Below are 25,710 nucleotides of genomic sequence, written 5' to 3' on the forward strand. Positions count from 1 at the left end.
TTTCAAAAAATATTAGCAATAAAATAATATAAGGTCTTATGAAGTTTTCCTATAAAAAATTCAATCACTTATGCGCAATGATTTTTCTCTCAGTTCTACTCGGCGCATGCTCTGTTACCAGTAATACAGATAAAAATGCCAAGTTGAATAGTTTAGAGAATAAAGCACTAATCATCTGCAGTGATATTCACGAAAACGCCGAGGATGAAAATAAGTTAGACGATGAAGCCTGCGTTGCAGCACAAGACGGTGTAAGTCCCGTTATCCACCCTAAAACGAAACCGACAACCGTTAGCTTGCCAAAGGCCAAAAAAGGCGAAAATCTGGTTTATGATAATTTATGGCATTACATCGGAGACCATCTCTCATTAAAAGTGCCCGCAGACCAGGCTCGAATCAACAAACATAAAAAATGGTTTTTAAAGCATCCCAATTATATGGAAGTGGTGTCAGCTCGTGCAGAGCCTTTTCTGTTTTATATTGTTCAGGAGCTAAAAGCGCACGATATGCCGCTTGACATTGCACTTCTGCCTATCGTTGAGAGCTCTTTTGATGCTTTGGCATACTCACCGGGTAAAGCGGCAGGCATATGGCAATTTATTCCCTCTACCGGCAAAAATCACGGCATGGCGCAAAACTGGTGGTACGATGGCCGAAGGGACGTAATCGCCTCCACTCAAGGCGCAATTGAATATTTGAAACGCCTTCATAAAATGTTTGATGGAAACTGGATGCACGCACTTGCTGCCTATAACAGTGGTGAAGGACGTGTTCAACGAGCGATACGAAAAAACAAACGGAATGGGAAACCCACAGACTTTTGGTCCCTGGATCTGCCCAGAGAAACGCGTGCTTATGTTCCAAAGCTGCTAGCGCTTGCTGAAATATTGCGCAACAAAGATAATTATAATTTTGTCTGGCCCGAAATTGACAATATTGAAGTTATCCAAATCGTTGATATTGGTGGGCAACTAGATTTGTCGGTTGCAGCTGACTTGGCTGGTTTAAGTGTAGATGAACTTAAAACCTTAAATCCCGGTTTTAAACATTTTGCAACCGCGCCCGACGGCCCTCATTACCTGGTCTTGCCCTCAAACAAGGTAGGCGATTTTAGTTTGGCTTTAAGTCAACTTCCTGACACTAAGCGTTTAAACTGGGCCAGACATGAAATTAAATCAGGTGACAGCATTGGTGAAATTGCGCTTGCCTATAACACCTCGGTTAATGTAATAAAGCGCGTAAACAACATGCGCTCCAACACCATTTATGCTGGCGATCATTTATTGGTGCCAATTTCGGTATCTCAATTGGACGATTTATCTATTGACCAGCAGCAACTAGCAAGCATACAGCTTGACGCCATAAACCGCGATGCAATCAATAACGTAGAACAAAACACTCGTATTTATCACACCATATCCTCCGGTGACACTCTATGGGACATTTCACGAGCGTACAATGTAAGTATCGAAGACATTACTTCATGGAACAAGATTAAACGCTCTGAGACCTTAAAACTGGGCTCAAAGCTTGCACTTTACACAAGCTTGATATCTGATGAGCCGGATGCGGCAAAAAGCGTGGTCAATTACAAAGTGAAATCCGGCGATTCATTATCAGTCATTGCCCAACGCTTTAGTGTAAGAGTTCGCGATATTATGCGATGGAACGGGATTTCCAAAAATGACTATTTGCAGATAGGACAAGAGCTGCGTTTATTTTTGCTACAACGCAGCTAAACGCGATTATAGCTTGCTTACATATTACTTAAGTCAAGCTTTGCGCCAAACGGTACCCTCTGGTCCATCTTCAAGCACCACACCTAAGCTCGTGAGTTCATCGCGAGCTGCATCCGCGCTTGCCCAATCTTTATCTTTGCGAGCTTGATTGCGTTTTTGGATTAGCATCTCTACCTGAGCTGCAAATTCATCATTACCGGGCTGGGCATTTCCTTGCAAATAATCATTTGGCTCAGACTGCAGTATGCCTAAGATATCCCCGAGCTTTTTAAGGACTCCCGCTAAATCCTTTGCTTGCTCAGAAGATTTGTCATGTTTGTTAAGCTCTTTTGCCACATCAAAGAGCACCGAAAATGCAATGGGCATATTAAAGTCGTCGTTCATGGCGTCTTCAAATCGTTTTAAATATGCGCTTTCACTTAGTGACACAGTCATATTTGCTTCGACGTCTCGCAGTGCAGTATACAAGCGTTCCAGTGCGCTTCGGGCTTGATTTATGTTCTCTTGCGAATAGCTTAACTGACTACGATAGTGGGCGCTCATCAAGAAAAATCGCAAGGTTTCAGGATCGTGTTTGGCCAATACATCTCTAAGCGTAAAGAAATTGCCTAAAGACTTGGACATTTTTTCGTTGTCTACCTGCACCATGCCGGTATGCATCCATGTGTTGACATACTTTGTGTCAAATGCACAGCATGACTGAGCAACTTCATTTTCATGGTGAGGAAAAATGAGATCGGAACCGCCTCCATGAATATCAAAATGCTCGCCCAGATGCTTGTGATTCATAGCAGAACACTCAATGTGCCATCCTGGACGCCCTTCTCCCCATGGGCTTTGCCAACTCGGTTCTGATGGTTTCGCTGCTTTCCAAAGCACAAAGTCCAGTGGATCCTGCTTATCGGATGTGGTTTGGACACGAATACCCGCTTCTAATTGAGATAAATCCTGTTTTGACAGTTCGCCATAGCGGTCGAATGCGCTCACATCAAACAATACGTCTTTATTTTGCTTTTCACTATCAGGCACGTACGCATAACCTTTATCTATCAGCCGCTGGATTACGTCAATAATCTCATCCATATGCTGAGTTACTCTCGGTTCAACATCTGGCTCAACAAGATTAAGTGCGGCAAAATCTTCATGCATCATTTTGATGGTGCGTTCGGTCAGTTCGCTGTGCGTTTCTTTGTTTTCATTCGCTCGCTGAATAATTTTATCGTCAACGTCGGTTATATTGCGCACATATTTAAGGTCGTAGCCTAAATGCCGCAAATAACGGGCAATTATGTCGAAACTTAGATAGGTTCGAGCGTGCCCCATGTGGCAAAGGTCATATACTGTGATCCCACACACATACATCCCCACTTTGTTGTCGTTAAGTGGCTTGAAGACTTCTTTTTTACGAGTGAGAGTGTTGTATATTTTAAGCTCAGACATGCTTATTTTTTATTCTGTGTTAAGTAAATTTGTGTGAATTCTAGCATCAGGCAAGGCTTTTAAGCTACCATTGGCGTCTATTTTTAGCGGCTTTTGCGTCGGCAGGTGCATTGAACGCATTAACATGATCCTCAAATGTGCGGCTTTAGCACATGTTTACTGTTTACACTTAAAAAGGTAATTAAACAATTATGGTTATTTTAGAAACAAACTTTGGCGATATTTCACTTAAACTTTTTGAAGACAAAGCACCGAAAACAGCAGAAAACTTTAAGCAGTATGTAAAAGATGGTTTTTATAACAACACGATTTTTCACCGAGTAATTGGCAACTTTATGATTCAAGGCGGTGGATTTGAGCCTGGAATGCAGCAAAAATCAACTCGCGATCCAATCGAAAATGAAGCAGACAATGGCTTGAGCAACAAAGTGGGTACGGTAGCTATGGCTCGGACAAACGACCCACATTCTGCAACCGCTCAGTTTTTTATTAACGTAAAAGATAACGATTTTCTGGATTTTAGTGCACCTAATGCGCATGGCTATGGTTACTGTGTATTTGCTGAAGTGACTGACGGCATGGATGTGGTTGAAAAAATCAAAGGGGTTGAAACCGGCAATTCAGGATTTCATCAAGATGTACCTGTTGAAGACGTTATCATTAAATCGGCGCGCATCGACGAGTAAAACTTGTGTCATCATCTATCACCTTTTTTATATCTGATTTGCACCTAAGCGCCCAGCGGCCAGACATCACGGCCTGCTTTGATAACTTTATGCAAAATGAGGCGCCTCAAGCCGAGGCGCTTTACATACTAGGCGATCTATTTGAGGTGTGGATAGGTGATGACGATATCACTGATTTTAGTGAACATATTGCAAATACCATTGCGCAGGTTGCCAATAAGTTACCGGTCTATTTTATTCATGGAAACCGCGATTTCGCGATCCGAGAAGGCTTTGCCAAGCGTTGTGGTATGCAGCTTTTACCCGAACAAGCTGTCATCGATTTATACGGGCGTAAAACACTAATCAGTCATGGTGATGAGCTTTGTACGCGCGACAAGGCTTACATGAAATTCCGAAAAAAAGCGCGCGGATGGTGGTGGCCAAAATTAATGTTAGCCCTTCCATTGTCATGGCGCAGACGCATAGCGGAAAATGGCCGTAAAACCAGTCAAAATAATCAAAAAGTGCTTACCGCTGACATTATGGATGTGACTCCCTCAGAGGTTGACGCAGCAATGCGCCGATTTGAAGTCGATTACTTTATTCACGGCCACACGCATCGGCCAAACATTCATCGTTTCAACTTGGATGGGCGGGCAAGACAACGAATCGTGCTTGGCGATTGGTACGACCAAGGTTCTATTTTGCGCGCAAGTCCGGATGAACTCAGTCTTGAAGTGCGTCCTTTCTGAGTGAATCATCAATTTGCACTTGGCACTGACACATAAATGGTGAATAATTGCGCGAAAGTATTTAAAAAAGGGTAAAGTCAAGACTCCTGTAAGGACCTTTGTGTAGACTTTGCTACATTCATTGCTAAATTCAGCTACCTTTTTGAAAAGGACTTTCGCGTGTTTAATCGCAGCATAAAGTATCTAATATTGCTCTGCATCAATATCATCGTATTGGTGGTGTATTATGTAAATCAGACGCCGTCTGAAGAGGGTATTTTTGATACGCAATTTGTCATTAATCTGTTGGAAGAACGGGACGAACTCCAAGAAGAACTCATCGATATTCAAATTCAGATGCGCGATAATCAACGCCAGGTGAATATCGTAGAAGGTGTATTGGAAGAGACACAGAGACTGCTGACTGACAGTACTGAAAACTTACGTCAATGTGAAGTCGCTCGCCTCGATGCCATTGCACTTGCGAATGAACAAGCTGCCCAGCTTGATGCCAGAGTCAATACCTATGCCAATAATAATGCTGCCAGCGCATCTAATTGCAACGCGCAAAGCGCGAAATTAAGAGTTGCCCGTCAGGAACTAGCATCTGCCACCGCCCAGTTAGATACCCTCAGGGCAGAAAAAAAGGAACTGGAAAGTCTGGTTGAACAAACATCGGATTCTCCTGATACCGAGCAACTGATCGATGAAATAGAAAAGCTCAAAGCTGAAAATGCACAACTTAAATCGGATATTGAAAACCCTATCTACTTGAAGTCGGTTTATATTTCAGGTCGCAAATGTGAAAAGCCCGACTTTGACGAATTGGTTTGCCTCAAAGAAATTATGGTACGGCCAAAATTCAGTAAAGCTCCCACGACCAATGTAATGGTGCGTGTTTACAGCCCAGACGATCGACTTATCGCAAGAAGTAGCTTTAGTTCGGATCGCGCTCAGCTATATCGCTTTGAGCTAGGACGCGGGCGAGAATTGTTGGCAGGTGAATATTATGCAACTTTTGAAGTGGAAGACGAACTACTTAACTCCGGCCCTCATTTAATCAAGCAGTAGTTTTCGCATTCACGAAACCTGACTCAATTCCTCGTTCAAATTTACACGGCCTTGGATCGGCGCACCTGAATGAAATTTAAAATCTTTATCGGGTGAAAGAATCAAATCAGCTTCTTCTAAAGACAAGAATTGGACGCGCGATTCAAACGCCGCTAAAGCCTGCTCTTCATTTTTGTATTTGCCATTGTCTTTGCCTTGTGCGTTTTTAAAATCCTCAAGAACAATACTTTTTGCAAGGCTCAAATAATCTTCAAAATGTCTCGCTTCAGAGCGCAACAGGGAGATGTAAAAATCAGCCAGTGGCTTATCTAAATGAGGGGCAATGGCGGCAAAACGTTCGCAAGAACGCGCTTCAATTAAGGCGCCGCAGATCAGCTTATCAATGAGCGCGGCAGGTTCGTGCGTGCGCACGTGCTTTAATAGGCCTCTGGCATAGCGAGACGAGCTGATATTCTCATACTCAATATTATAGGCCTGCATCATTTCAAGCACTTGAAAAAAGTGATGTAGCTCTTCTTTAATCAGCAAAACCATTTTATTTATTAGTTCTTGACCATGCGCACTGCCCGCTTTGGGGATCATTGTTTTGGATAAGCGCTGCGCATTTTTCAAGTCTCGCCAGTCGCCTTCCTTTCGATACGCAAAATGCTCAAAGGGCGCAAGCCACTCAAGTAGCGCGCTGGCGCTTTGTTCATCAACCGCATATCGACGAATCAAAAACATGGCGCTTTGCGCAGCTTTTAGCTCGCAAATTAAATGATCGGTTAACAGCACCGAAAGGTGCTCGGGCTTTTTCGCTTCATTAATCCATGTTTTTGGAGTTTCGCATTTTAAAAACGCATGCACGGGTGCAAGCAATTCAGTATTGTCGATCATATTGTCTGCGTCTTGTTCGCGTCATATTAGCTTTAATCAATAATAACAAAATGGCGCTCCCACATGAATAAAAACTTTAGCCGCCAAGTCGCTCAGCCATTGCCTGTAAATTTTTATCCAGCATTGCCAGGCGTTCGTTTAGGGCCTTAGCATTCGCCGCAGTACCCGTTCTAGTTTGCGTCTTTGTATTATTCTCTATGTCTTTCTGTACAAAATCCTGTGTGTGGCCTTGTGTGTGATCTTGCTTATTTAAGGCAAGACGCAAACCCGACACCAGGTTTTTTAATAGGCTCCCCAGTGCTTTATCTTGTTGCTTCCCTTCGAAGGCTTGCTGTGCTTTATCCATTAACATCATTGCTTCGTTATATTGGTTTTGATGAAGACCAAAATCGCGATGCAGTTGATCAAGATACGCTTTTGCTACAACAGGCTCGGCTGGCCACGTTACCGGAAACTGCTGCTGCGGATTGAATACTTCGCCCATGTTCGCTAATTTTGCAGCTTCTATTTCGTTCTCGGTCAAAAATTCACTGGGTGACAATTCAAACACGTCCAGACCTCTTACTATGCCTGTTCCATAGATTTTGCCCTGATACCAATATGTTGACCAATAGCCTGCAACCACTAATTTATCTTCATGAACGGGGCCTCTGTCAAAATATGCAATTTCGACCGGGTTCGCGCTATCGCTAAAGTCTGATAGCGACAAGCCACCCTGGTACCAGGCTTGCGCAAAAATGTCACGCCCCGGCACTGGCACAAGGGAGCCGTTGTGTGCTACGCAATTTTCCACATCAGATTGCGGTGCCGGAATTTTGTAGTAACTGGCAAAATTCAACTTGCCATCCTGGATGTCGTATATAGCGTTTGCTCCCCATGTAATTGGGTCTGAGGCGCGACAGCGTGCCTGCGTTCCCCCGCCCCATTCATCAGTAAAGAGTACCTTTGTGCCATCGTTATTAAAGGTTGCAGAATGCCAATAAGCAAAGCCGGGATCGGTAACGGCATCAATACGCGTGGGGTTGTAAGGGTCGGATATATCCAAAATGATTCCGTTACCTGAACAAGCGCCTGCAGCTAAATTGAGCGATGGAAATACCGTAATATCATGACATTCATCTGTGGGGCGTGTTTCTTGAGTACCTTCACCGTGGTCTCCCCCAAGCCAAAGGCCTGCTACCCTGCCCTCCTCATCAGCGAACACTGCCGGACTTGACGTAATTCGCGCATCTTGAGGACGATCAATGGGTATCTCAATAACGTCAATTCTAAATAAGGCAGTACGCTCATCTCCAGGGACTTCACCAATGCAGCCCGCTAATTCTTTCGCGTCGCGAACGCCAGCGGTTCCGGAGTTATATACAACAATTTTTTGTTCATCTTTAGATACAACCGAATGGGTATGTGAGCCTCGACAGGTTTGCACCAGGCCAACCTGCGCCGGGCGGGTAATGTCTGATATGTCAAATATTCGCAAGCCTCTGAAACGCTCTTCGCTTACATCTTCACTAATGCCCTCTAAACCACAGTCTATCCGTCCTCGCGTCTGCTCAACCGACATGATCAGCAAATCATCGACAATGGAAACATCGCCCTGACCACCAGGGCATACAACAGAGCTTTGTAGCTTCGGCAAGCCTGATTCATCTAGTTGATAGATATTAAAACCATGATAATTTCCCGCCACCAGAATATCCCCGGCAAAAGCCATATCGGTATTCCAAAAACTTAAAAGTGGCCAACGCTCAGAATATTCCATTTTTGCATCAGCCCCGTCAGATTCATCTCTTTCAGCGCTTTCAATTTGTGCAACATCATCAGAACTCTCACTTTGCTTTTCATGATGCCTATGGTGTCCATCATGACCGTTTTGCTGTGCATGATTATTTGATTCATCTTCGCTTGTAATATCTGCTTCCTTTTCAGACACAAGCGGTGGAATATTTGCAGGATTATCCGGGTCAAAAAAACCTGCGGGTTTAGGCAGAGAAGCAAGCAATACCAGATTGCTAATTGCCTCGCCCGCATCTCTAAATCCGGCTTTCAAACCAACTCGAGGGTCGCTAGATAAGCCCTCAAGCAATTTATTCATTTGGGTAATCTCGGCTTTTTGGTCTGCCAGAATATCATTAACAAAATTATACAAGATAGGGTCATAGGCGGACCCTGATTGTTCCAATAGGTCATCTACCATGCGAATGGCCCCTTCATGATGAGGGATCATCAGCGTTAAGAACAAGCGATCAAACTCAACCCCTTCTGCCGCTTCAAGTGCCTTCATTTGTGCTGGGGTAGCCATCCCCATCATGGAATGGTCCATATGCATATGATGAGGGACTTCAACGGCTTGTCCACGCTCCTGCAGCCAGTTCTTCATGAACGCAATTTCATCGTCTTGCGATTTTTTTATGCGCCCGGCAATATCAATAATCTGGGGATTGTTGGTCCTATCTTCTACTAGATGCCCCATTTCAACAGCCTGCCCATGGTGGGGGATCATATTCTGCATAAAACTCACATCATCTTTGGTAAATGAGGTATTGCTTAGTTTTATTGCTTCATCCGCCGAAATTGCGCGTGGCGTTTGCCCGGGTGCGCCTGGTTTAATGATTGGAACCTCTTGCGCCTGCGCCGCAGAGCTGGTGAAGGTAGCGAACGCGCAAATAAGCGCGATTGCGCTTTTTTTAAAGGGAAGCATTTTAGTTACTAAACGGGTTTGTAAAACCAAACGATTGTCAGACATGAGTCACCTTGAGTTCTTGTTCTTATAGTATTTATAATGGCAAAAGCCGATGGACCTCCTCACTATAAACACAAACATTATGTAAATAAACATGCTTTGTGTTGATGCCCCTTGTCGAATTATACGAACAGAATTTTACGAACAGATTTTTGCGAATAGCTTTTATTTTTAGATGAGGCGATCCAACATAAGCAAGGCACCGTCAGATTCAAAAACATTTACAATTTAATAGTTAATGCTTTATAGCCTATAGTGTATCTTGTTGTTTATAAAACTATGTGTATCTAAAAACGATTAAAAAGAGAACCTATGAAGCGAATTATCTGCATTGCCTCACTCGCACTATTTAGTGCCAGCACTCTCGCTGAAATCACGCCTGAATGGGTAAGATATCCAGCTATTTCACCAGATGGGCAACATATTGCCTTTACCTACAAAGGCGATATTTATTCTGTTCCCAGCACTGGTGGACAGGCAACTCGTTTAACTTTTCATAAAGCGCACGACTACAATCCCGTTTGGAGCCATGATTCACAGCAGCTTGCTTTTGCGTCCGACCGCTTTGGTAATTTCGATGTGTATACCATGAGTGCCGCAGGCGGCGAAGCCACACGTCTTACTTTCCATTCTGCCAACGAAGAGCCCTATACATTCACACGTGATAATGCGGCGATTATTTTTGGTGGGCAGCGCATGGATACTTCTGAAAACAGAGAGTATCCAAGCTCCCGCATGGGTGAGTTGTATAGCGTTCCATCTTCTGGCGGCAGAATAACGCAAGTCTTCAGTTTACCTGCCGAAGACGCTCAGTTCAGTCCAAACGGTGAAACGCTGATTTACCATGATTACAAAGGCACCGAAAACAAGTGGCGTAAACATCACAAAAGCGCCATTACTCGAGATATCTGGACCTTTGATATAGATTCAAAAGAGCACAGACAAATTACCGAATTTGAAGGTGAAGATCGCAACCCAGTGTTTGCAGACGAAAACGATGCGGTATTTTATTTAAGTGAGAAAAACGGTAGCTTTAATGTGTATCGAATGGACTTGGACCGGCCCTCTCGAAGCACGCAATTAACCGACTTTAATACGCACCCAGTTCGTTTTTTGTCTTATGGAAATGGCACCCTTGCCTTTTCATATCACGGGGAACTCTATACGCTAGACGCGAGCAGCGGTAAAACGCAGGCTCAAAAAGTAAAAATCAGTATTAGAACGCAAGATGTTGATAATAAGCAGGAGCGAGTGTCGGTAAATGGTGAAATTGCCGACATGGCCATTTCACCTGATGGAAAAGAAATTGCTTTTATTGCAAAAGGCGACGTATTCGTTAGTTCAGTAGATGGTGCCTTTACCAAACAGATTACAGATACACCTTCACAGGAAAATTTTGTCAGCTTTTCTGACGAGGGAGACGCTGTCCTTTATGCCTCTGAGCGCGACAGTAAATGGAGTATATTCAAGTCAACAAAAGTACGCGAACAGGAGCCATTCTTTTATGCAGCAACGCTGATTAAAGAATCTAGCTTAATAGAAAATGAAAAAGACAACTATCTACCAAAAGTGTCTCCAGACGGCAAAAAACTTGCGTATGTAGAAGACAGACGCACACTAAAAGTAATGGATTTGGCAACCGGCAAATCTGTAACGCTTCTTAAGCCCGATATTGCTATCCATTTTGGTGATGGTGACATGAACTTTAGCTGGAGCCCGGATAGTGAATGGATACTGTTTGAGCACAAAAAACAGCTTCATAATTATGATATCGCAATGATCAAAGCGTCGGGAGATGAGGCTATGCAGGTGCTCGTGCCAAGTGGCTACTTTGATTACTCGCCTAAATGGGTAAATGACGGCAAGCAAATTATTTGGATGAGCGACAGAGACGGATTGCGCAGTTATGCTACGAGTGGTCGCACTGAAAATGACGTCTATTCTTTGTTTTTCACGCAAGACGCTTGGGATGAGTTCCGCCTAAGTGAAGATGACTACAAACTTATGCAGGCGATTGAAGAGGCCCAGAAAGATGAAGAAAAAGAGGCTGACAAAGAGACAGACGCTAAAAGCGACGACGAAACGGATGACGATGACAGTAAAGAAGAAGTCGAGCCGCTGGAAATCGAATTAGAAGGTTTGAATGAGCGTATCGCGCGTTTGACTTTGCATTCATCTCGTCTGGCAGATGCAGTATTAAGCAAAGATGCACAAACACTTTATTACCTCACTCAATTTGAAGATAAATTAGATTTATGGGAAACCAATCTGCGTACCAAAGAAACCAAAAAAGCGATTGGGCTTGGGGTTTCACGCGCTTCGCTAAGCTGGGATCCCAATATGGAAAATTTATACCTCTTGGCTGACGGAAATATTTCCAAACTCGATTTGGAAAAAGGTTCGCAAGAGCAAATCAGCGTGAATGCGCAAGTTGTAATAAAAGAAGAGGAAGCCCGCAAACAGGCTTTCGAACACGTTTGGCTGCGCACCGCAAAAATCTTTTATGAACCCACTTATCATGGTGTGGATTGGAAGAAAATGGGCGAAGCTTATGCGCCTAAAGTGGCTCACGTAGGTAACGAATATGAGTTTACTGAATTACTGAGTGAATTGCTGGGCGAGCTAAATGTCTCTCATTCTGGCGCAGGATACCGTCCTCGATTGCCAGATGCAGACAATACGGCATCTTTAGGTATTTTCTTCGACTATTCACACGATGATGCTGGTATCAAAATTACTGAAGTAATTAGCGGTGGTCCGCTCGATAAAGCAGCCTTTGATGTGAAACCGGGCATGTTGATAACGCATATTGATGGTGAAAAAGTCGAAGCCAATATGGACTGGGCTAAATTGCTTAACCTGAAATCTGACAAGTTTGTCTTGCTGGATCTCATTGATACTGCAGGGCAATCTCAGCAAATTACCGTTAAGCCAATCTCTCAGGGAGAGGAACAAGCCCTTCTTTATAAGCGATTTATTAAAATCAATGAACAAGAAGTGCTCAAGCGCAGCAATGGTCAGCTAGGCTATGTGCATATCCCAGGCATGAGTGATGGTCCCTACCGAGACGTGTACGATGAAATGATGGGACGCTTTTCTGATAAAAAAGCCATGGTTGTTGATACCCGCTACAATGGCGGCGGCGATTTGGTGGCAGACCTTGCCATGTTCTTTACCGGCGAAGCGTTTTTAACCTATGCAACTGAGCAACGTGTTGTGGGCGGAGAACCAACCTCTCGTTATACCAAGCCAGTGGTCACCTTGTTTAATGAAGCGATGTACAGTGATGGACACTGCTATGCCAGCGGCTTTCAGGACTTGGATCTAGGTGTTTCGGTGGGCATGCCGGTACCGGGAACCTGCAGCTTTGCAGGCTGGGAAGGTCTTCCCACTGGCGGTTACTGGGGCGTGGTACCAGTAAGTGCTAAAAACAAAGCTGGAGAATGGCTTGAAAACAATGAGACCGCGCCAGATGTCAAGGTGAAAAACATGCCTGGCATCATCGACGCAGGAAGAGATCAGCAGTTGGAGCGCGCTATCAAAGAGGCGCTTGACGAAATTTGAGCCGGAAGTAAAAACTGAAAAGTCCCTTGTCTTTTATAGCCAAGGGACTTTTTGTTGCCTATAAAAACTTCTTTAAAGTGCTTTATTCTCTGTAAAAAGATGCAATTGAATAGAAATAGCCGCTAAATTCATTCGAATTCGGCTCGACTGCTTTTAAATAAGCATAAATATCGCGAACAAAAAATACATTTATTTTTTTTATTAGTCAGGAAGTACAAATAAGGCGACAACTCGCCTGATATAGCAAACCAAGCTAACTTTCTCGCAAAAAATATCATATATTCAGATACATAGCGTTTTTCTATTTATGTTAGTTTTACTCTGGCATTTACCGCATTAATGAAAAGGTTTATGCATATCATTAAATCTGATGATTTCTTCATTTTATCAGTTTTTTCCGTTGCACATACTTGTTAAACCATTGTTAATAAATTATATTGCTTGTTAACAGGTGATGTATTTTTAGCCTGTAAGCAGTTCGCTTGGTTAGCGCTTTTTGGTTTTATGTTTGTGTCAGTGACGACCAAGTCGATCTTAAATGTCTCTGTTTGTACTAACGTTATTCTTTTGCATTTTTATCGTTTGGCAAAGCAGTTTCAGAGAACAAGTGTCGAGTTATCGGCTTTACATTTCAGGAGCAACATCAGTGATACTAAACCATCTATGGGGTTTTTATACGGCCCCAAAACAAGAATGGCAAAACGTAGATAAGAAGCACGAAAGTTATTTTTATGTGCTCAGTCATATACTAATTATCTCGCTTATTCCAGCTGGAATGGCGTATTACGCATCGGCACACCTTGGTTGGGACATTGGTGCTGGCGCAACGGCAGAAACGGTCAAACTTACTCAGGCAAGTGCTGCTAGCATGGCAGTGGCGATGTATTGCGGCCTCTTATTTGGTGTAAGCGCACTCGCCGTGCTTATCCATCAACTGGCTAAAGCATTTGATGCAAAGCCAAACTATACGCAAAGTTTGGAAATCGCTGCATATACAGCTACGCCGTTATTTATGTCTGGTTTCAGCGCGTTTTATCCCGAACTTTGGTTTATTATGATGGCAGTACTTGTAGGCGTAAGCTACTCGGTGTATTTACTTTATACTGGCGTACCTATCATGATGCATATACCGGAAGAAAAAGGCTTTATCTTCTCGAGCTCTGTCGTGACCTGCGGACTGGTTTTGATGGTTATTTTGATGGTTTTGTCGGTGATATTATGGAGTTTGGGGCTTGGTCCTCAGCATATGTAATTGTACTTGCCCCTATAGCCTGAAAAATAAAAAAGCTTTAACGAAAAAGCGCGGACGGACAAGGCTCGCGCTTTTTTTCTTCCTCTAAATAATCAATTATCCATATTGTGCATTTCAAGATTACTCAGTTCTGCCTGGAACATCGATAAAGCTTTCTGAGATTCGCCCCGCGCTTTGTCGATTCGCTCCAAATAGGACTGGTCAATATCCCCAGTGACATAGCTTCCATCAAACACTGATGTCTCAAATTTCGTAATCACCGGATTCTCTTCACTCACTGCTGCGACGAGATCGGATATATCCTGGAAAATTAATCCATCTGCTTTAATACACTCGCAAATCTGATCTATCTCGCGGCCATAGGCGATTAGTTCATTTGCTGATGGCATATCAATGCCGTAAACATTTGGAAAACGTATTTCAGGTGCGGCAGACGCAAAATAAACTTTATTAGCGCCGGATTCTCTGGCCATTTCAATGATCTGTTCAGAGGTTGTGCCGCGAACGATACTATCATCTACAAGCAATACATTTTTGCCTTTAAACTCAGATGAGATAGCGTTTAATTTACGCCTGACAGACTTACGGCGCATTTTCTGCCCTGGCATGATAAACGTGCGGCCGATATAGCGGTTTTTCACAAAACCTTGGCGATATGGCAACTCTAAGGTGTTGGCAATTTGCAAGGCCACATCCATCGACGTTTCCGGAATGGGGATCACAACATCAATATCCAAATGTCCCCACTCACGCTTGATTTTTTCGCCCAGTTTGCGTCCCATGTTGACGCGAGATGCATATACTGACACGCCATCGATAAACGAATCAGGTCGAGCAAAATAAACAAACTCAAAAATGCAAGGATGACACACCGGGTTAGGCGCACACTGCTTGGTAAAGAGCTCACCATTTTCAGTTACATAAATCGCTTCACCGGGTGCAACATCACGAATAAAACTAAAGCCAACCGCATCTAAAGCAACGCTTTCAGAAGCGACCATGTACTCATCGCCTTTGGCCGTCGTGCGCTTGCCAAGCACAAGGGGTCTTATGCCATGCGGGTCTCGAAAAGCTACCATTCCCTGCCCGATAATGGCTGCAACGACTGCGTAAGCACCGCGTATTTTGGCGTGCACGCGCTCAACGGCAGCAAAAATCTCATCAGGATGAATAGTAAGCTCAGAGGTCTGATGCAGCGCATGAGCGAATATATTTAGCAATAACTCAGAATCTGAAGTGGTGTTAATGTGGCGTCTTGCAATCTTGAAGACCTCCTCCTGAAGCTCATGGGAGTTGGTTAAGTTACCATTATGCGCAAAGGCAATTCCAAAAGGGGAATTAACATAAAAAGGCTGAGCTTCGGCCGAGCTGGAACTTCCTGCGGTAGGATATCGACAGTGCCCTATTCCAACATTTCCGGTAAGGCGCTTCATGTGACGCGTATGAAATACATCGCGGACCAAACCATTTGCCTTGCGCAGATTAAACATATTATTTTCAATGGTCATAATGCCCGCGGCGTCCTGCCCTCTATGTTGCAAAACAATCAGTGCATCATAAAGCGATTGATTGACCGGCTCTTTAGCGACTATGCCGACGATACCACACATACGATTTATTACCTTTTTAGACTATGATGATAAAAAGCTGGAACTGCTTTTTACGTATTCAAAAAACCATTCAATGATAAAAGCGAACTCAGGCACTAAAACAGACTGCGCCCACCAGGTAGAAGAAGAAGCCGGTGTAAACGTGTCTAAGAAAAATAAAGCCGCACTGACAATCAAAACGCCTCTTAAGGCACCAAAAACAGCGCCAAGGACTCGGTCGGTGCCCGACAAACCGGTTGCTTTAACTAGTTGAGAAATTAAATAATTGATAAGCGCACCAGCGATCAGGGTGCCAATAAATAATATGGCGATCGCAACACCATTTCGCATCGTAGTGTCGTCGATTTGAGTTAAAAATTGCGCAAGCTTGGGATAAAACTGACTGGCGATAAAAAAAGCAGAAATCCACACAATGAGCGAAACAGCTTCTTTAACAAAACCGCGTACAACACTGATTAGCGCTGAAAACGCGATAATTCCTATGATTGCAAAATCAAACCAATTCATTGGTGACGGTGATTCCAGTAGACAGTATGTTGCCCGGCCTTTTGAAACAACATTTGGTACAAGTAAGATAGCGCAAAAAATGTTTCGCTAACGTACATCAATTTTTTGATGGCGCGGATTGTAGCAAATTCACTCAACCAGCGCTAACTTCAAATGCAGTTATTTTACCTTTTAGATTTGTTAGTTCTTGCAGATGCGGCAGGGCTTGCTCAAGCTTTTCTCGCTCAAGCTCTGGGCCAACAAATACTTTATTTAATATGCCTACGTCGGTTTGAACAGGGCGACTGTAGGCGCGATAACCTGCCTGTTTTAGTTTCGAAATTAGCTCGTTAACATTTTTCTCATACCGAAAACTTCCTAGTTGCACTACATAACCTGAGTTTTGCACTTCTATTTCAGCATCATCAGGTTCTTCGAGGGCTAGGGTTTTGGTAGTTTCTTTCTGATTGGTCTCATTATCACTCGGCTCGCCTGCACTCACACCATCATTTGCGGTGTTATTGTCTTGCGAATTACGCTGCGAACTGCTCTTTGAATTATTTTGCAGATTGTTTCGTGTAAGGTCGCTCGATTGAGGATCATCAACAGGATTCGCTTTAACAATCTCAACGGGTCTGCTGGTTTTTTCGTCGAGTTTTTCTTGAGGAAAGGCTTTAGGTTCTTCTATTAAAATGGCTTCAGGTGCTGGAGGAATATCAACAAAACGCTGAGCACTCTGGCGCTTCTCACCATCAAGAACTTCTGGAAGTAAAATGACAACTAGCGCCATTACTATGATAGTGCCTACGAGTCTGTTCTGTAATGCTGAATTCATGACCTTACTTGCTTATCCTAGCTTTTTTAAGCGTTTCACCATTGGTAAAGTGCGGGCTAATACCATTTAATCAAGCGTTAGTGACAACGCCTCATAGGCTTGTGCAACACTCACAAACGAACCCATAACCACTATCATATCAGCATTCGAAGCCTGTTCAAGCGCGCTTTGCAAGGCTGCACTTATATCATCGAACGCTTCACAGGGTGCTTGCGTTTGCGTTTTGACAGCATTGACCAATCTCGACGAGAGTTCGCCGCGTTTGCCCGGCAAGCTAGCGCAATACCAGTTTGTGGCAATTCCACTAAGACTTTGAATAGTCGCTTCAATATTTTTATCTTTGAGCATGCCAATCACCATATGACAACGCTTATGCGCGATGGTTGCCAATTTGTTGGCTAGATATTCTGCAGCCGCCTGATTGTGCGCAACATCCAAAATGATACAGGGTGAATTGGAAACAATCTGTGCTCGCCCAAAAAGTGAAGTGCTGGCGATAACTTTGCTTATGTCGGCTTCGTCTTGAGGCGCAGCGGTCAATAAATTAAATAGCTGCTGATTTGCCTTTAAGCGTTGATTTGATGGATTGGGATTCAAGTGGCTATATTCTTGTGCACGCTCTTTAATACAGTGCCAAATATGCCACGCGCCGGCAATTGCGCCCATCACGTTTTGAGGAGGAATCGCGCTTCCCGCCCAATGGTATTCAAAATGCTGTTTTACTGGCGTATCCAAGGGCAAACTAAAGCGGGCTGCATAACACTCATCGCGATTTTTCGAAGGTGCTTCTACAAAATCAAAATCGACGCCCCGACGATAAACCCTGTTTTGCTGCCCGTCTATATGTGCTTCAGCCTTTGCATAACGTTCAGTGTAGGCAATAACACTTCGTTTGTTCTGCTTAACGATCCCGCATTTTTCATATGCAATTTGCTCCAGGCTTGAACCCAGATAGTCCTGATGATCAAGACCTATGCTAGTAATGATATTAACATCAGCATCAATGATGTTGGTGGCATCTAAACGCCCGCCGAGACCTACTTCAAGGATAATGATATCCAGCGCTTTTTCTTTAAAAATATGCATCGCGGCAAGTGTGGCATATTCAAAATACGTTAAGCTTATCGACGGATAAGCAGCAGAAGCCTCGCACGCGTGCTTAATTTGTTTAAAGGCCTTACAAATATTGAGGTCCGATTCTGACGTATTGTTTACTCGAATACGTTCATTGAACTTTAAGATATGGGGCGACGAATACACACCAACGCTAAAACCGGCTTGCAAGCATATTTGCTCAAGCAAACGGCAGGTCGTTCCTTTGCCATTAGTGCCTGCTACGGTGATAACGACAGCCTGCTCAAAATTCAATTGCATTCGCTGAGCTATCAGCCTGACTCTCTCAAGCCCCATGTCAATATCAATAGAATGACTCGCTTCGATATAAGCGAGCCATGCGGCGAGGTTTTTCATAGCCTTATAGACCAATCTTATTCAATCAGGAGGGCCTTGTCTTCAGATGAACTGCCTTTCAGTTTACTTAAAATACCGAAAAGCTTATCGCGCATTTGCCGTCTATCAACAATCATATCGATTGCGCCTTTTTCAAGCAAAAACTCACTGCGCTGAAAACCATCGGGTAGCTTTTCTCTAACAGTTTGTTCTATTACGCGAGGACCGGCAAAACCAATCAGCGCTTTGGGTTCAGCGATATTGATATCGCCAAGCATTGCCAAACTGGCAGAAACGCCACCCATGGTCGGATCGGTTAACACCGAAATATAAGGCAAACCTTTTTCGCTCATTTTGGCAAGGGCAGCACTGGTTTTTGCCATTTGCATCAGTGAAAGCAATGCTTCTTGCATGCGCGCACCACCGCTGGTCGAAAAGCAGACCAAAGGTATATTATGCTCTAAACAGGCGTTTACCGCAGCGACAAAGCGCGCACCAACCACGGAGGCCATCGAACCGCCCATAAAGGCAAATTCAAAGGCAGCAACCACAACAGGCATACCGTTAATAGTGCCTTTCATCACAACAAGCGCATCTTTTTCATTTGTTGCTTTTTGCGCCGCTGAAATACGATCTTTATATTTTTTGGAGTCTTTAAATTTAAGCACATCCTGAGGCTCAAATTCAGCGCCAATTTCTTTGCGGTCTTTACTATCTAGCAGAGAGTTAATGCGTGCTCGTGCTGTAATTCGCATGTGATGGTCACATTTTGGGCATACTTCCAGAAGCTTCTCGAGCTCGGTTTTATACAACACAGCGTTACATGCAGAGCATTTTGTCCATATGCCTTCAGGCACATTACTTTTGGTTGATGATTGTGTTTTTGGCAGTATCTTTTCGATCCAGCTCATTGACAGGTGTCCTGTTTATATTTTTATTACTCACTGTTATGAAAAGGCAAGATTAAGCCTTTGCATCACAAATAAATGTAAGGTCGTTAAAGCAATATACATTCTATTTATTTGATTACTCTAACATAGCGCAAGTTGGCAATTAAATCATATTCCACGCATCTTAAAAACAAAAAAGCGAGAGGACTTACCACCCTGTTTACTTCAAAGACTTCACTCGGTGCTTTTCAAGTTAAAAAATAAACGCATACAAGCATCAACATGTCGGTTAATTACTTCGTCGCTATGTGCATTTTCACCCGTAATCAATTTAAATTCAGGTGCCAAAATAAACGGCGCACCAACAGCGGTAGCAAGTATGTACTTTGCGTGCATGAGGTCAACATTTTGATTGAAGCTACCGCTTGCCTGTGCCTGTTCAATGACATTCATAATCATGTGACTATGATGTCGCTGATGCGTATCAACCAGCCACTCCAACCTCCCACTGGCTTGCATTCCCTCTAAAAATAACAGGCGCATATATTCAGGAGCGCTTGCTGTAGCCTTTATATACCCAGTTAATAAAGCGCGTATGTAGTCGTCACCACTAAGATTTTGTAAAGATGAAAATAATTTGGATAGCGCGTCATCCAGCTTTCTGAACAAGGCATTTACACATGCTTTCCACAAATCTTCTTTATTTTTGAAATGATAAACAATCAGTGGAACTTTAACATGTGCATCTTTTGCGATATCGCTTAAAGACGCTGCTTCGAAACCAACGCTAAAAAAACGTTTGCTCGCTGCTGCTAAAACCGCTTGCTGAGTCGCCTCTTTTGCCGCTTTGCGACTATTAGGTGAGCAGCAGCTCTGGTCTGTCTCACTCTTTTTGTTGTTTTTGTCCAATATGTTCCCCGTCTACCAATTTTTACACGCCTCACTATAATTTCATTGACAAACAACTCAGTCAATGAAAAACTGTCGTTCATCACGTTTTATTTACATTAATATAACATTGTATTGGGTGCGATATGTATCACGAAGTCTATCTTGAAAGTGCATTTGATCAAATCACTCAATGGGGTCGTTTTTTGTATGATGCGGCCGAAAGTGGCGAAATGTTTCTGCTTTTGCTTTTTACCTATCTTGCCATGATTGCTACCGAACGTTTGCTTTACATTTGGCTTAAACCCAGACAATACAATGATAAAGATGGTTTGTGCAGTATGGCGGTGTCGACAATAACGGCCATAGGTGAAGCGCTCATTTTTGGCGCCCTGTTTGTTGCGATCTATATTTTTGTGTATGAGAATTTAAGAATCTTCACTATGCCCAATGTGTGGTGGGCTTGGGCCTTCATATTTGTACTCCACGATTTCTGCTATTACGTCGACCATTATGTCAGCCACCGGGTCGGATTTTTCTGGGCCTTCCACCATATCCATCATTCCTCTAATGAATTAAACATTACCACGGCCGCAAGAGGATTCGTCCTGGGTCAGTTAGCCCAGCCAGCTTATTTTTTAATGCCCTTTTTAGGCGTGGACTTAATTCAATTGGCCGTTATTGCATTTGTAAAAAGCTTATGGGGCATCTTCAATCATACGCAACTGGTAAACAGAATGGGTGTGTTGGAAAAAGTGCTATGTACCCCTTCTGTGCATAGAGTTCATCACGGTACGCAAGCAAAATACATCGACAAAAATTACGGACAGGTACTTCTAGTTTGGGATAAGCTTTTTAAGACTTTTCAAGAGGAAGACGAAAAGCCAAAATACGGATTAGTAAACCCGCTTAATACCTACAACCCACTAAAAGTTCACTACGCCGGCGTATATGACCTTTACAAAAAAATCGCCAGCGCGCCAAAAATATCTGACAAATTTAAATATCTCATCAAGCCTCCGGGATGGGATCACGTCAGTCAGTCTGAGACAACAAAATACGCCAATCCATTGCGGTCTCAGCAAGCGCCACCGTCGAACATTGAATCACCCTAATCCCTTATATGTATGAAGGATTTATTCAATTGAGTGCTTACAGAACAATACCTTTCCACTCATACAACTTTGCACATACAACTTTACATAAGAAAAGGACGCACCATGAGCCATTCAGTTATTCAACAGGGAAGTATTAAAACGCCCCAACGCCGAGTATTTAAACATTCTGCTATTGCATTAAGCTTCAGTTTATTGTTTTGCAGTTCAGGCGCTTATGCAAACCTGATGTCCGATTCGCAAACTCAGCCTGACGAAGAGGCGAGGAATTCAGAACCGCTAAAGCGTTCCACCCAAGCGCAGCAAAACCCGGAAAATGCTTCACTTGAAGTAATTGAAGTGAATGCATTACGCCGAACTTCTTCTTTGCAAGAGGTCCCTGTTTCGGTGTCGGCGTTTAGGGAAGATTTACTCAATAATGTTGGTATCAGAGATATTCGAGATTTAGAAAATCTCTCTCCAAGTATCGATGTAAGCACTGGGCAGTCTGCAGCAACCGCTACAGCTATTAGTATACGTGGTATTGGAACAGGCTCGGAATAACCCCGGATTTGAACCGGCAGTGGGTATTTTCATCGATGGCGTTTATCGAAGCCGAACGGGAGTGGCGCTTTCTGAATTACCTGAACTGGAGCGAGTGGAAGTATTGCGAGGGCCACAAGGCACTTTGTTTGGAAAAAATACATCGGCCGGTGCCCTGACAATCACCACAAAAGGTCCCTCATTTGAAAAAAAAGGCTATCTTGAGTTGGCAATAGGAAACTTTAGTGCACGAGAAATTAAAGCCGCACTCAATACGCCTCTGAACGACGAATGGGCTTTTCGTGTAAATGGTTCGCATCGAACTCGAGATGGCTACATCGATGATTTTAATGCAGACCGCGCCTTTAATGATATTGACCGGTACACACTTAGAGGCCAGGCGCTTTATGAAGGAAATGACTTAACTGCACGGATTATCGTTGATACTGCCTCAACGGACGAAAATTGTTGCGCGGGTATTAATGTGTTTACTGGACCCACCGCACCTGCTGTCAATGCCGGAGCAAGCTTTCTGGGACTGCAGGGAATAGTCGCTTCAACAATAGGAGAACCACAAGTTTCTTATAGTCCTAATCGCGATTTAGGGGAGCAGGTAGACGAATACGGCATTTCTGTAGATCTTGAATACGCTTTGGAAAGTGCCACTTTTTATTCCCTGACCGCTTATCGAGATTGGGAAGTGGACCGAGGCATGGATGTTGATTTTTCAGGCATTGACCGAGCTTATCGAGATGATTACCTGTCGTCTGTAAGCGACTTTATGCAAGAGTTCAGACTACAGGGACTGGCTTTTAACGATAAGGTCGATTACCTTGTAGGCGCATTTTACTCTATGCAAGATTTGAGCTTGACTGACACGGTAAGGGTTGGCACTCAGGGCAACTTATATGTAGATTTGCTCTTAAGCGGTCTGGCCGGCGGCCAACTATTTGGCAGTCTTGGCCCGTCGGTTCCATTACTTTTACCTATTGCTGTCCCTGCCTCAATGGAAGGTGATGGTCAACTGGGTGATAATTTTGACGTAGAAACGCAATCAATCGCGCTATTTTCACACAATATCATCAGCTTAGGCGAGCGTTTAAAGCTAAGCGCAGGCATTCGCTACTTACACGAATCGAAAGAGGCATCGGCCAATCTGCTTGGTCAACTTCCGGCCTGTGATTTTTACCTTGACTCGGCCAATGCACCTTTAACACAAGGTTTATTGGGCGTAGCAGGCGGCGCTGCCGTTTTACTCTCATGCAACCCTGCAATAAATACTGAATTCAATGGTCAGTATGCCGACGACAGAAGCGAAAATGCGCTTACCGGTAGTATTAAACTTTCTTATCAACTTAATGACGACACACTTTTATTCGGTGGTTACGATAGAGGCTACAAAGCAGGCGGATATAATCTTGATCGTGGTGGATTTGATTCAGTGTTATTTGGGGGTGATGGCCCCCAGATGGACGATTTGGAATTTGAAGAGGAAAGTGTTAATGCATTTGAAGTCGGATTAAAGAGCAGCATGCTCGATAACAGACTGACACTTAATACCAGCGTGTATTATCAGGATTTTTCAAACTATCAGTCGCTGGTGTTTTCAGGCTCAAACTTTACCGTTCAAAATGTCGATAAAACAATCTCAAAAGGCATCGAATTTGAAAGCGCCTTAGTGGTGAGTGAAGCATTAACGGTTAATGCTGCCTACACCTATAATGAAGTCTACTTTGACCAAAACGCCAACCTAAGTAACACCCCACTAGACGGATTGCAAGGTCAACAGCTTGCGAATGCACCTCGTAATAGCTACAACTTCAACGTGACTTATTCGCCTCAGATAAACGATACCATGCGCCTGATTTTACATACTAATATCAGAGCCTATTCCTCTCATCGAGTAGAAAGCAGTGAGCTATCACCCTTCAATGAATCGGGCGCCTTGGTTGGGGCTAAAATTGCTTTGGAAGCGATAGATAATCGATGGGAATTTAGTTTACGCGCAGAAAATTTGTTCGAAGAAGAAATTTACGTGGCCGGGTTCTTTGTGCCTGAACAAAACGGCACATTTGCAGCTTATCCAAATGCGCCTCGTTTTGTTACCCTCGAAGGGCTTTGGCGCTTTTAGTCAAACAAGACTCCTAGTCTGGTAAAAATAAGGGCCCTATCGGCATATCAGGCAAGGAAAAGGTGTCTGGATAGTGAACTTTAACCAGATAGAGCCCGTTAGGTTTAGCCGTAGCGGCGGCTTTTGTTCTGTCTTTAGCAGCAAGTAAATCCGCCATCCATGAGGGCGATTGCTCGTTTTGACCAACAATTAAAAGCGAGCCGACAATATTGCGCACCATGTGATGTAAAAATGCATTGGCTTGAATATCAACTACAATGTAGCGCCCTTTACGATACACACTTACACGTTGCACGTTTCGAAAAGGCGTCTTTGACTGACACAACGACGCTCTAAATGCGCTAAAATCATGCTCACCTACAAGATGCTGCGCGCCTTCGTGCATAAGTTGCTCGTTTAATGGCTGATAGACATGCGTTAAACCTTTTTGCATGATACCGGGGCGTAATGCATCGTTATAAATTACATAGCGATATCGACGTGCATGAGCGCTGAATCGAGCATGAAAATCTTCGCTGACTTCTTGCGCCCAGGTAACGGCGATATCATCGGGGAGCAAAGTATTCATTCCCCTTGTGTAGGCTTTCAAAGGCCGTGAAAGCGTCGTATCAAAATGGATGATCTGACCTGTGGCGTGCACACCTGCGTCAGTTCGACCGGCGCAAACCACTTCCACTTTTTCCTGTAATATTTGTGCAAGGGCATCTTCGACTTTTGCTTGCACGCTGCTTACATGCTCCTGACGTTGCCACCCTTTGTAAGCATGTCCAAAATATTCGATCCCTAAGGCAATTCGCATAATGTCTTTGAGTTAAACTGTAATGAAGGTTTATCGTCGGGTTTTAACGCGCTGTCTGTGTGCTGCAACCTTGTTGGTTTTATGCTTGCGAACGGACCGACGCATTCTGCTCAATTTAGTATGATCAAGTTTGTCCATTGTGTGAACCTTGGTCTCGGTTTCAGGCGCAAGCTTTACCATGTCTCGCAGGGCATTAACGTTTTCCAGATCAAGCTCAATCCAGGCGCCTTGCGGTAATCGCTTAAACATTTCAAGATTGCCATAGCGCACGCGGATAAGTCGCGATACTTGCAAGCCTTGAGACTCCCAAAGGCGTCGGACTTCACGATTTCGCCCCTCTGAAAGCGTGACGTTAAACCACTGGTTTTGCGACTCATCGTCAGTAGGGCGAACATGAATATGATTAAACTTAGCCATCCCATCTTCCAATTCCACGCCCTTACAGAGCTTGCGTAAAATAGCCGGAGTTACTTCGCCAAACACGCGCACGGCATACTCTCTTTCCACTTCGTGGGAAGGATGCATCAAGCGATTGGCAAGCTCACCGTCGTTGGTGAACAAAAGCAGGCCACTGGTGTTGATATCCAGCCGACCTACGGCTATCCACCTTTCGCCCACAAGATGCGGCAGCCTGTCGAAAACCGTTGCCCTGCCCTCTGGATCATTGCGCGAGCACAATTCACCCTCTGGTTTGTTATACATCAGAACACGACAGGCACCGCGCTCCTTGTTGCGAGCGAGAGGATGCCCATCAACACGAATTTGGTCAGCAAGCTCTACCCTATCCCCAAGTGTTGCTATTTTACCATTGACAGAAACACGTCCTTGCTCAATCCATTTTTCCATTTCGCGGCGCGATCCTACACCATTGTTTGCCAGGACTTTTTGCAGTTTTTCACTCATA

At 43.9% G+C, this 25,710-nt stretch carries 20 protein-coding genes; 9 read left to right on the forward strand and 11 right to left on the reverse strand.

The genetic code is table 11. From position 1 onward, the window contains the following. Window positions 1-38: 38 nt before the first annotated feature. The gene (locus D6V41_RS12695; RefSeq protein ID WP_241664541.1) at window positions 39-1,739 is read left to right on the forward strand and encodes a lytic transglycosylase; all 1,701 of its coding nucleotides are present in this window, start codon (window positions 39-41) and stop codon (window positions 1,737-1,739) included. A gap of 33 nt (window positions 1,740-1,772) precedes the next feature. On the opposite strand, the gene cysS is transcribed toward D6V41_RS12695, so the two are convergent. Beyond that, window positions 1,773-3,179, reverse strand: coding sequence for a cysteine--tRNA ligase (gene cysS / locus D6V41_RS12700; RefSeq protein WP_136251912.1), 1,407 nt, complete (start codon window positions 3,177-3,179; stop codon window positions 1,773-1,775). A gap of 191 nt (window positions 3,180-3,370) precedes the next feature. Here cysS and D6V41_RS12705 point away from each other — a divergent pair, with 191 nt between their 5' ends. From D6V41_RS12705 to D6V41_RS12715, 3 genes are all read left to right on the forward strand, one after another. Beyond that, window positions 3,371-3,865 (forward strand): peptidylprolyl isomerase, encoded by a 495-nt coding sequence (locus D6V41_RS12705; protein ID WP_136251913.1) that lies wholly within the window; start codon window positions 3,371-3,373, stop codon window positions 3,863-3,865. A 5-nt stretch (window positions 3,866-3,870) separates the two neighbouring features. Then, window positions 3,871-4,599, forward strand: a complete 729-nt coding sequence (gene lpxH, locus D6V41_RS12710; RefSeq protein ID WP_136251914.1) for a UDP-2,3-diacylglucosamine diphosphatase — start codon at window positions 3,871-3,873, stop codon at window positions 4,597-4,599. 159 nt (window positions 4,600-4,758) lie between these two features. Beyond that, a complete protein-coding gene (locus D6V41_RS12715) occupies window positions 4,759-5,649 on the forward strand; it encodes a hypothetical protein (protein WP_136251915.1) in 891 nt (296 codons plus the stop codon). A gap of 9 nt (window positions 5,650-5,658) precedes the next feature. Here the strand turns inward: D6V41_RS12715 and miaE are convergent, their stop codons facing one another. After that, window positions 5,659-6,525, reverse strand: a complete 867-nt coding sequence (gene miaE / locus D6V41_RS12720; RefSeq protein ID WP_136251916.1) for a tRNA isopentenyl-2-thiomethyl-A-37 hydroxylase MiaE — start codon at window positions 6,523-6,525, stop codon at window positions 5,659-5,661. A gap of 76 nt (window positions 6,526-6,601) precedes the next feature. Beyond that, a complete protein-coding gene (locus tag D6V41_RS12725) occupies window positions 6,602-9,268 on the reverse strand; it encodes a DUF305 domain-containing protein (protein WP_241664542.1) in 2,667 nt (888 codons plus the stop codon). A gap of 309 nt (window positions 9,269-9,577) precedes the next feature. Here D6V41_RS12725 and D6V41_RS12730 point away from each other — a divergent pair, with 309 nt between their 5' ends. Together D6V41_RS12730 and D6V41_RS12735 are read left to right on the forward strand one after the other, a co-directional pair. Continuing rightward, window positions 9,578-12,829 carry a S41 family peptidase gene (locus D6V41_RS12730; RefSeq protein WP_136251917.1) on the forward strand — a complete coding sequence of 1,084 codons (3,252 nt, stop codon included), beginning with the start codon at window positions 9,578-9,580 and terminating at the stop codon, window positions 12,827-12,829. Between the two features lie 646 nt (window positions 12,830-13,475). Beyond that, window positions 13,476-14,081, forward strand: coding sequence for a Yip1 family protein (locus tag D6V41_RS12735; protein WP_136251918.1), 606 nt, complete (start codon window positions 13,476-13,478; stop codon window positions 14,079-14,081). Window positions 14,082-14,173: 92 nt separating this feature from the next. Here D6V41_RS12735 and purF read toward each other — a convergent pair whose 3' ends face one another. The 6 genes from purF to D6V41_RS12765 form a co-directional block, all read right to left on the reverse strand. Further along, window positions 14,174-15,691, reverse strand: coding sequence for an amidophosphoribosyltransferase (gene purF / locus D6V41_RS12740; protein WP_136251919.1), 1,518 nt, complete (start codon window positions 15,689-15,691; stop codon window positions 14,174-14,176). Between the two features lie 21 nt (window positions 15,692-15,712). Beyond that, complete coding sequence (locus tag D6V41_RS12745) at window positions 15,713-16,198, reverse strand: CvpA family protein (protein WP_136251920.1); 486 nt, start codon at window positions 16,196-16,198, stop codon at window positions 15,713-15,715. A 133-nt stretch (window positions 16,199-16,331) separates the two neighbouring features. Beyond that, window positions 16,332-17,012 (reverse strand): SPOR domain-containing protein, encoded by a 681-nt coding sequence (locus D6V41_RS12750; RefSeq protein WP_136251921.1) that lies wholly within the window; start codon window positions 17,010-17,012, stop codon window positions 16,332-16,334. 66 nt (window positions 17,013-17,078) lie between these two features. Next, complete coding sequence (folC, locus tag D6V41_RS12755) at window positions 17,079-18,482, reverse strand: bifunctional tetrahydrofolate synthase/dihydrofolate synthase (RefSeq protein ID WP_136251922.1); 1,404 nt, start codon at window positions 18,480-18,482, stop codon at window positions 17,079-17,081. 17 nt (window positions 18,483-18,499) lie between these two features. After that, entirely contained in the window at window positions 18,500-19,372 is an 873-nt protein-coding gene (gene accD, locus D6V41_RS12760; RefSeq protein ID WP_136251923.1) for an acetyl-CoA carboxylase, carboxyltransferase subunit beta, read from the reverse strand. Between the two features lie 213 nt (window positions 19,373-19,585). Then, window positions 19,586-20,260: a TetR/AcrR family transcriptional regulator gene (locus D6V41_RS12765; RefSeq protein WP_168711031.1), complete on the reverse strand. Its 675-nt coding sequence runs from the start codon at window positions 20,258-20,260 to the stop codon at window positions 19,586-19,588. Between the two features lie 125 nt (window positions 20,261-20,385). Between D6V41_RS12765 and D6V41_RS12770 the strand changes: the two genes are divergently transcribed. From D6V41_RS12770 to D6V41_RS12780, 3 genes are all read left to right on the forward strand, one after another. Next, on the forward strand, window positions 20,386-21,354 hold the full coding sequence (locus D6V41_RS12770) for a sterol desaturase family protein (protein ID WP_136251925.1): 969 nt from the start codon (window positions 20,386-20,388) through the stop codon (window positions 21,352-21,354). A gap of 105 nt (window positions 21,355-21,459) precedes the next feature. Then, window positions 21,460-21,897: a Plug domain-containing protein gene (locus tag D6V41_RS12775; RefSeq protein WP_136251926.1), complete on the forward strand. Its 438-nt coding sequence runs from the start codon at window positions 21,460-21,462 to the stop codon at window positions 21,895-21,897. After that, window positions 21,878-24,007, forward strand: a complete 2,130-nt coding sequence (locus tag D6V41_RS12780) for a TonB-dependent receptor (RefSeq protein ID WP_136251927.1) — start codon at window positions 21,878-21,880, stop codon at window positions 24,005-24,007. The genes D6V41_RS12775 and D6V41_RS12780 overlap by 20 nt, the downstream gene beginning before the upstream one ends. Before the next feature lie 13 nt (window positions 24,008-24,020). On the opposite strand, the gene truA is transcribed toward D6V41_RS12780, so the two are convergent. After that, the gene (gene truA, locus D6V41_RS12785) at window positions 24,021-24,806 is read right to left on the reverse strand and encodes a tRNA pseudouridine(38-40) synthase TruA (RefSeq protein WP_136251928.1); all 786 of its coding nucleotides are present in this window, start codon (window positions 24,804-24,806) and stop codon (window positions 24,021-24,023) included. A gap of 30 nt (window positions 24,807-24,836) precedes the next feature. Further along, entirely contained in the window at window positions 24,837-25,709 is an 873-nt protein-coding gene (rluB, locus tag D6V41_RS12790) for a 23S rRNA pseudouridine(2605) synthase RluB (RefSeq protein ID WP_136251929.1), read from the reverse strand. Between the last annotated feature and the right edge of the window lies 1 nt (window position 25,710).

The organism is Ningiella ruwaisensis (assembly GCF_004798935.1).
In the GTDB taxonomy this organism is placed as follows: domain Bacteria; phylum Pseudomonadota; class Gammaproteobacteria; order Enterobacterales; family Alteromonadaceae; genus Glaciecola; species Glaciecola ruwaisensis.

Excerpts from the sequence above, each read along its gene's own strand:
- D6V41_RS12695 (WP_241664541.1), top strand. The coding sequence starts at position 39 with ATGAAGTTTTCCTATAAAAAATTCAATCACTTATGCGCAATGATTTTT.
- cysS (WP_136251912.1), bottom strand. The coding sequence starts at position 3,179 with ATGTCTGAGCTTAAAATATACAACACTCTCACTCGTAAAAAAGAAGTC.
- D6V41_RS12705 (WP_136251913.1), top strand. The coding sequence starts at position 3,371 with ATGGTTATTTTAGAAACAAACTTTGGCGATATTTCACTTAAACTTTTT.
- miaE (WP_136251916.1), bottom strand. The coding sequence starts at position 6,525 with ATGATCGACAATACTGAATTGCTTGCACCCGTGCATGCGTTTTTAAAA.
- D6V41_RS12725 (WP_241664542.1), bottom strand. The coding sequence starts at position 9,268 with ATGTCTGACAATCGTTTGGTTTTACAAACCCGTTTAGTAACTAAAATG.
- D6V41_RS12730 (WP_136251917.1), top strand. The coding sequence starts at position 9,578 with ATGAAGCGAATTATCTGCATTGCCTCACTCGCACTATTTAGTGCCAGC.
- purF (WP_136251919.1), bottom strand. The coding sequence starts at position 15,691 with ATGTGTGGTATCGTCGGCATAGTCGCTAAAGAGCCGGTCAATCAATCG.
- D6V41_RS12745 (WP_136251920.1), bottom strand. The coding sequence starts at position 16,198 with ATGAATTGGTTTGATTTTGCAATCATAGGAATTATCGCGTTTTCAGCG.
- D6V41_RS12750 (WP_136251921.1), bottom strand. The coding sequence starts at position 17,012 with ATGAATTCAGCATTACAGAACAGACTCGTAGGCACTATCATAGTAATG.
- folC (WP_136251922.1), bottom strand. The coding sequence starts at position 18,482 with ATGAAAAACCTCGCCGCATGGCTCGCTTATATCGAAGCGAGTCATTCT.
- accD (WP_136251923.1), bottom strand. The coding sequence starts at position 19,372 with ATGAGCTGGATCGAAAAGATACTGCCAAAAACACAATCATCAACCAAA.
- D6V41_RS12770 (WP_136251925.1), top strand. The coding sequence starts at position 20,386 with ATGTATCACGAAGTCTATCTTGAAAGTGCATTTGATCAAATCACTCAA.
- D6V41_RS12775 (WP_136251926.1), top strand. The coding sequence starts at position 21,460 with ATGAGCCATTCAGTTATTCAACAGGGAAGTATTAAAACGCCCCAACGC.
- truA (WP_136251928.1), bottom strand. The coding sequence starts at position 24,806 with ATGCGAATTGCCTTAGGGATCGAATATTTTGGACATGCTTACAAAGGG.
- rluB (WP_136251929.1), bottom strand. The coding sequence starts at position 25,709 with ATGAGTGAAAAACTGCAAAAAGTCCTGGCAAACAATGGTGTAGGATCG.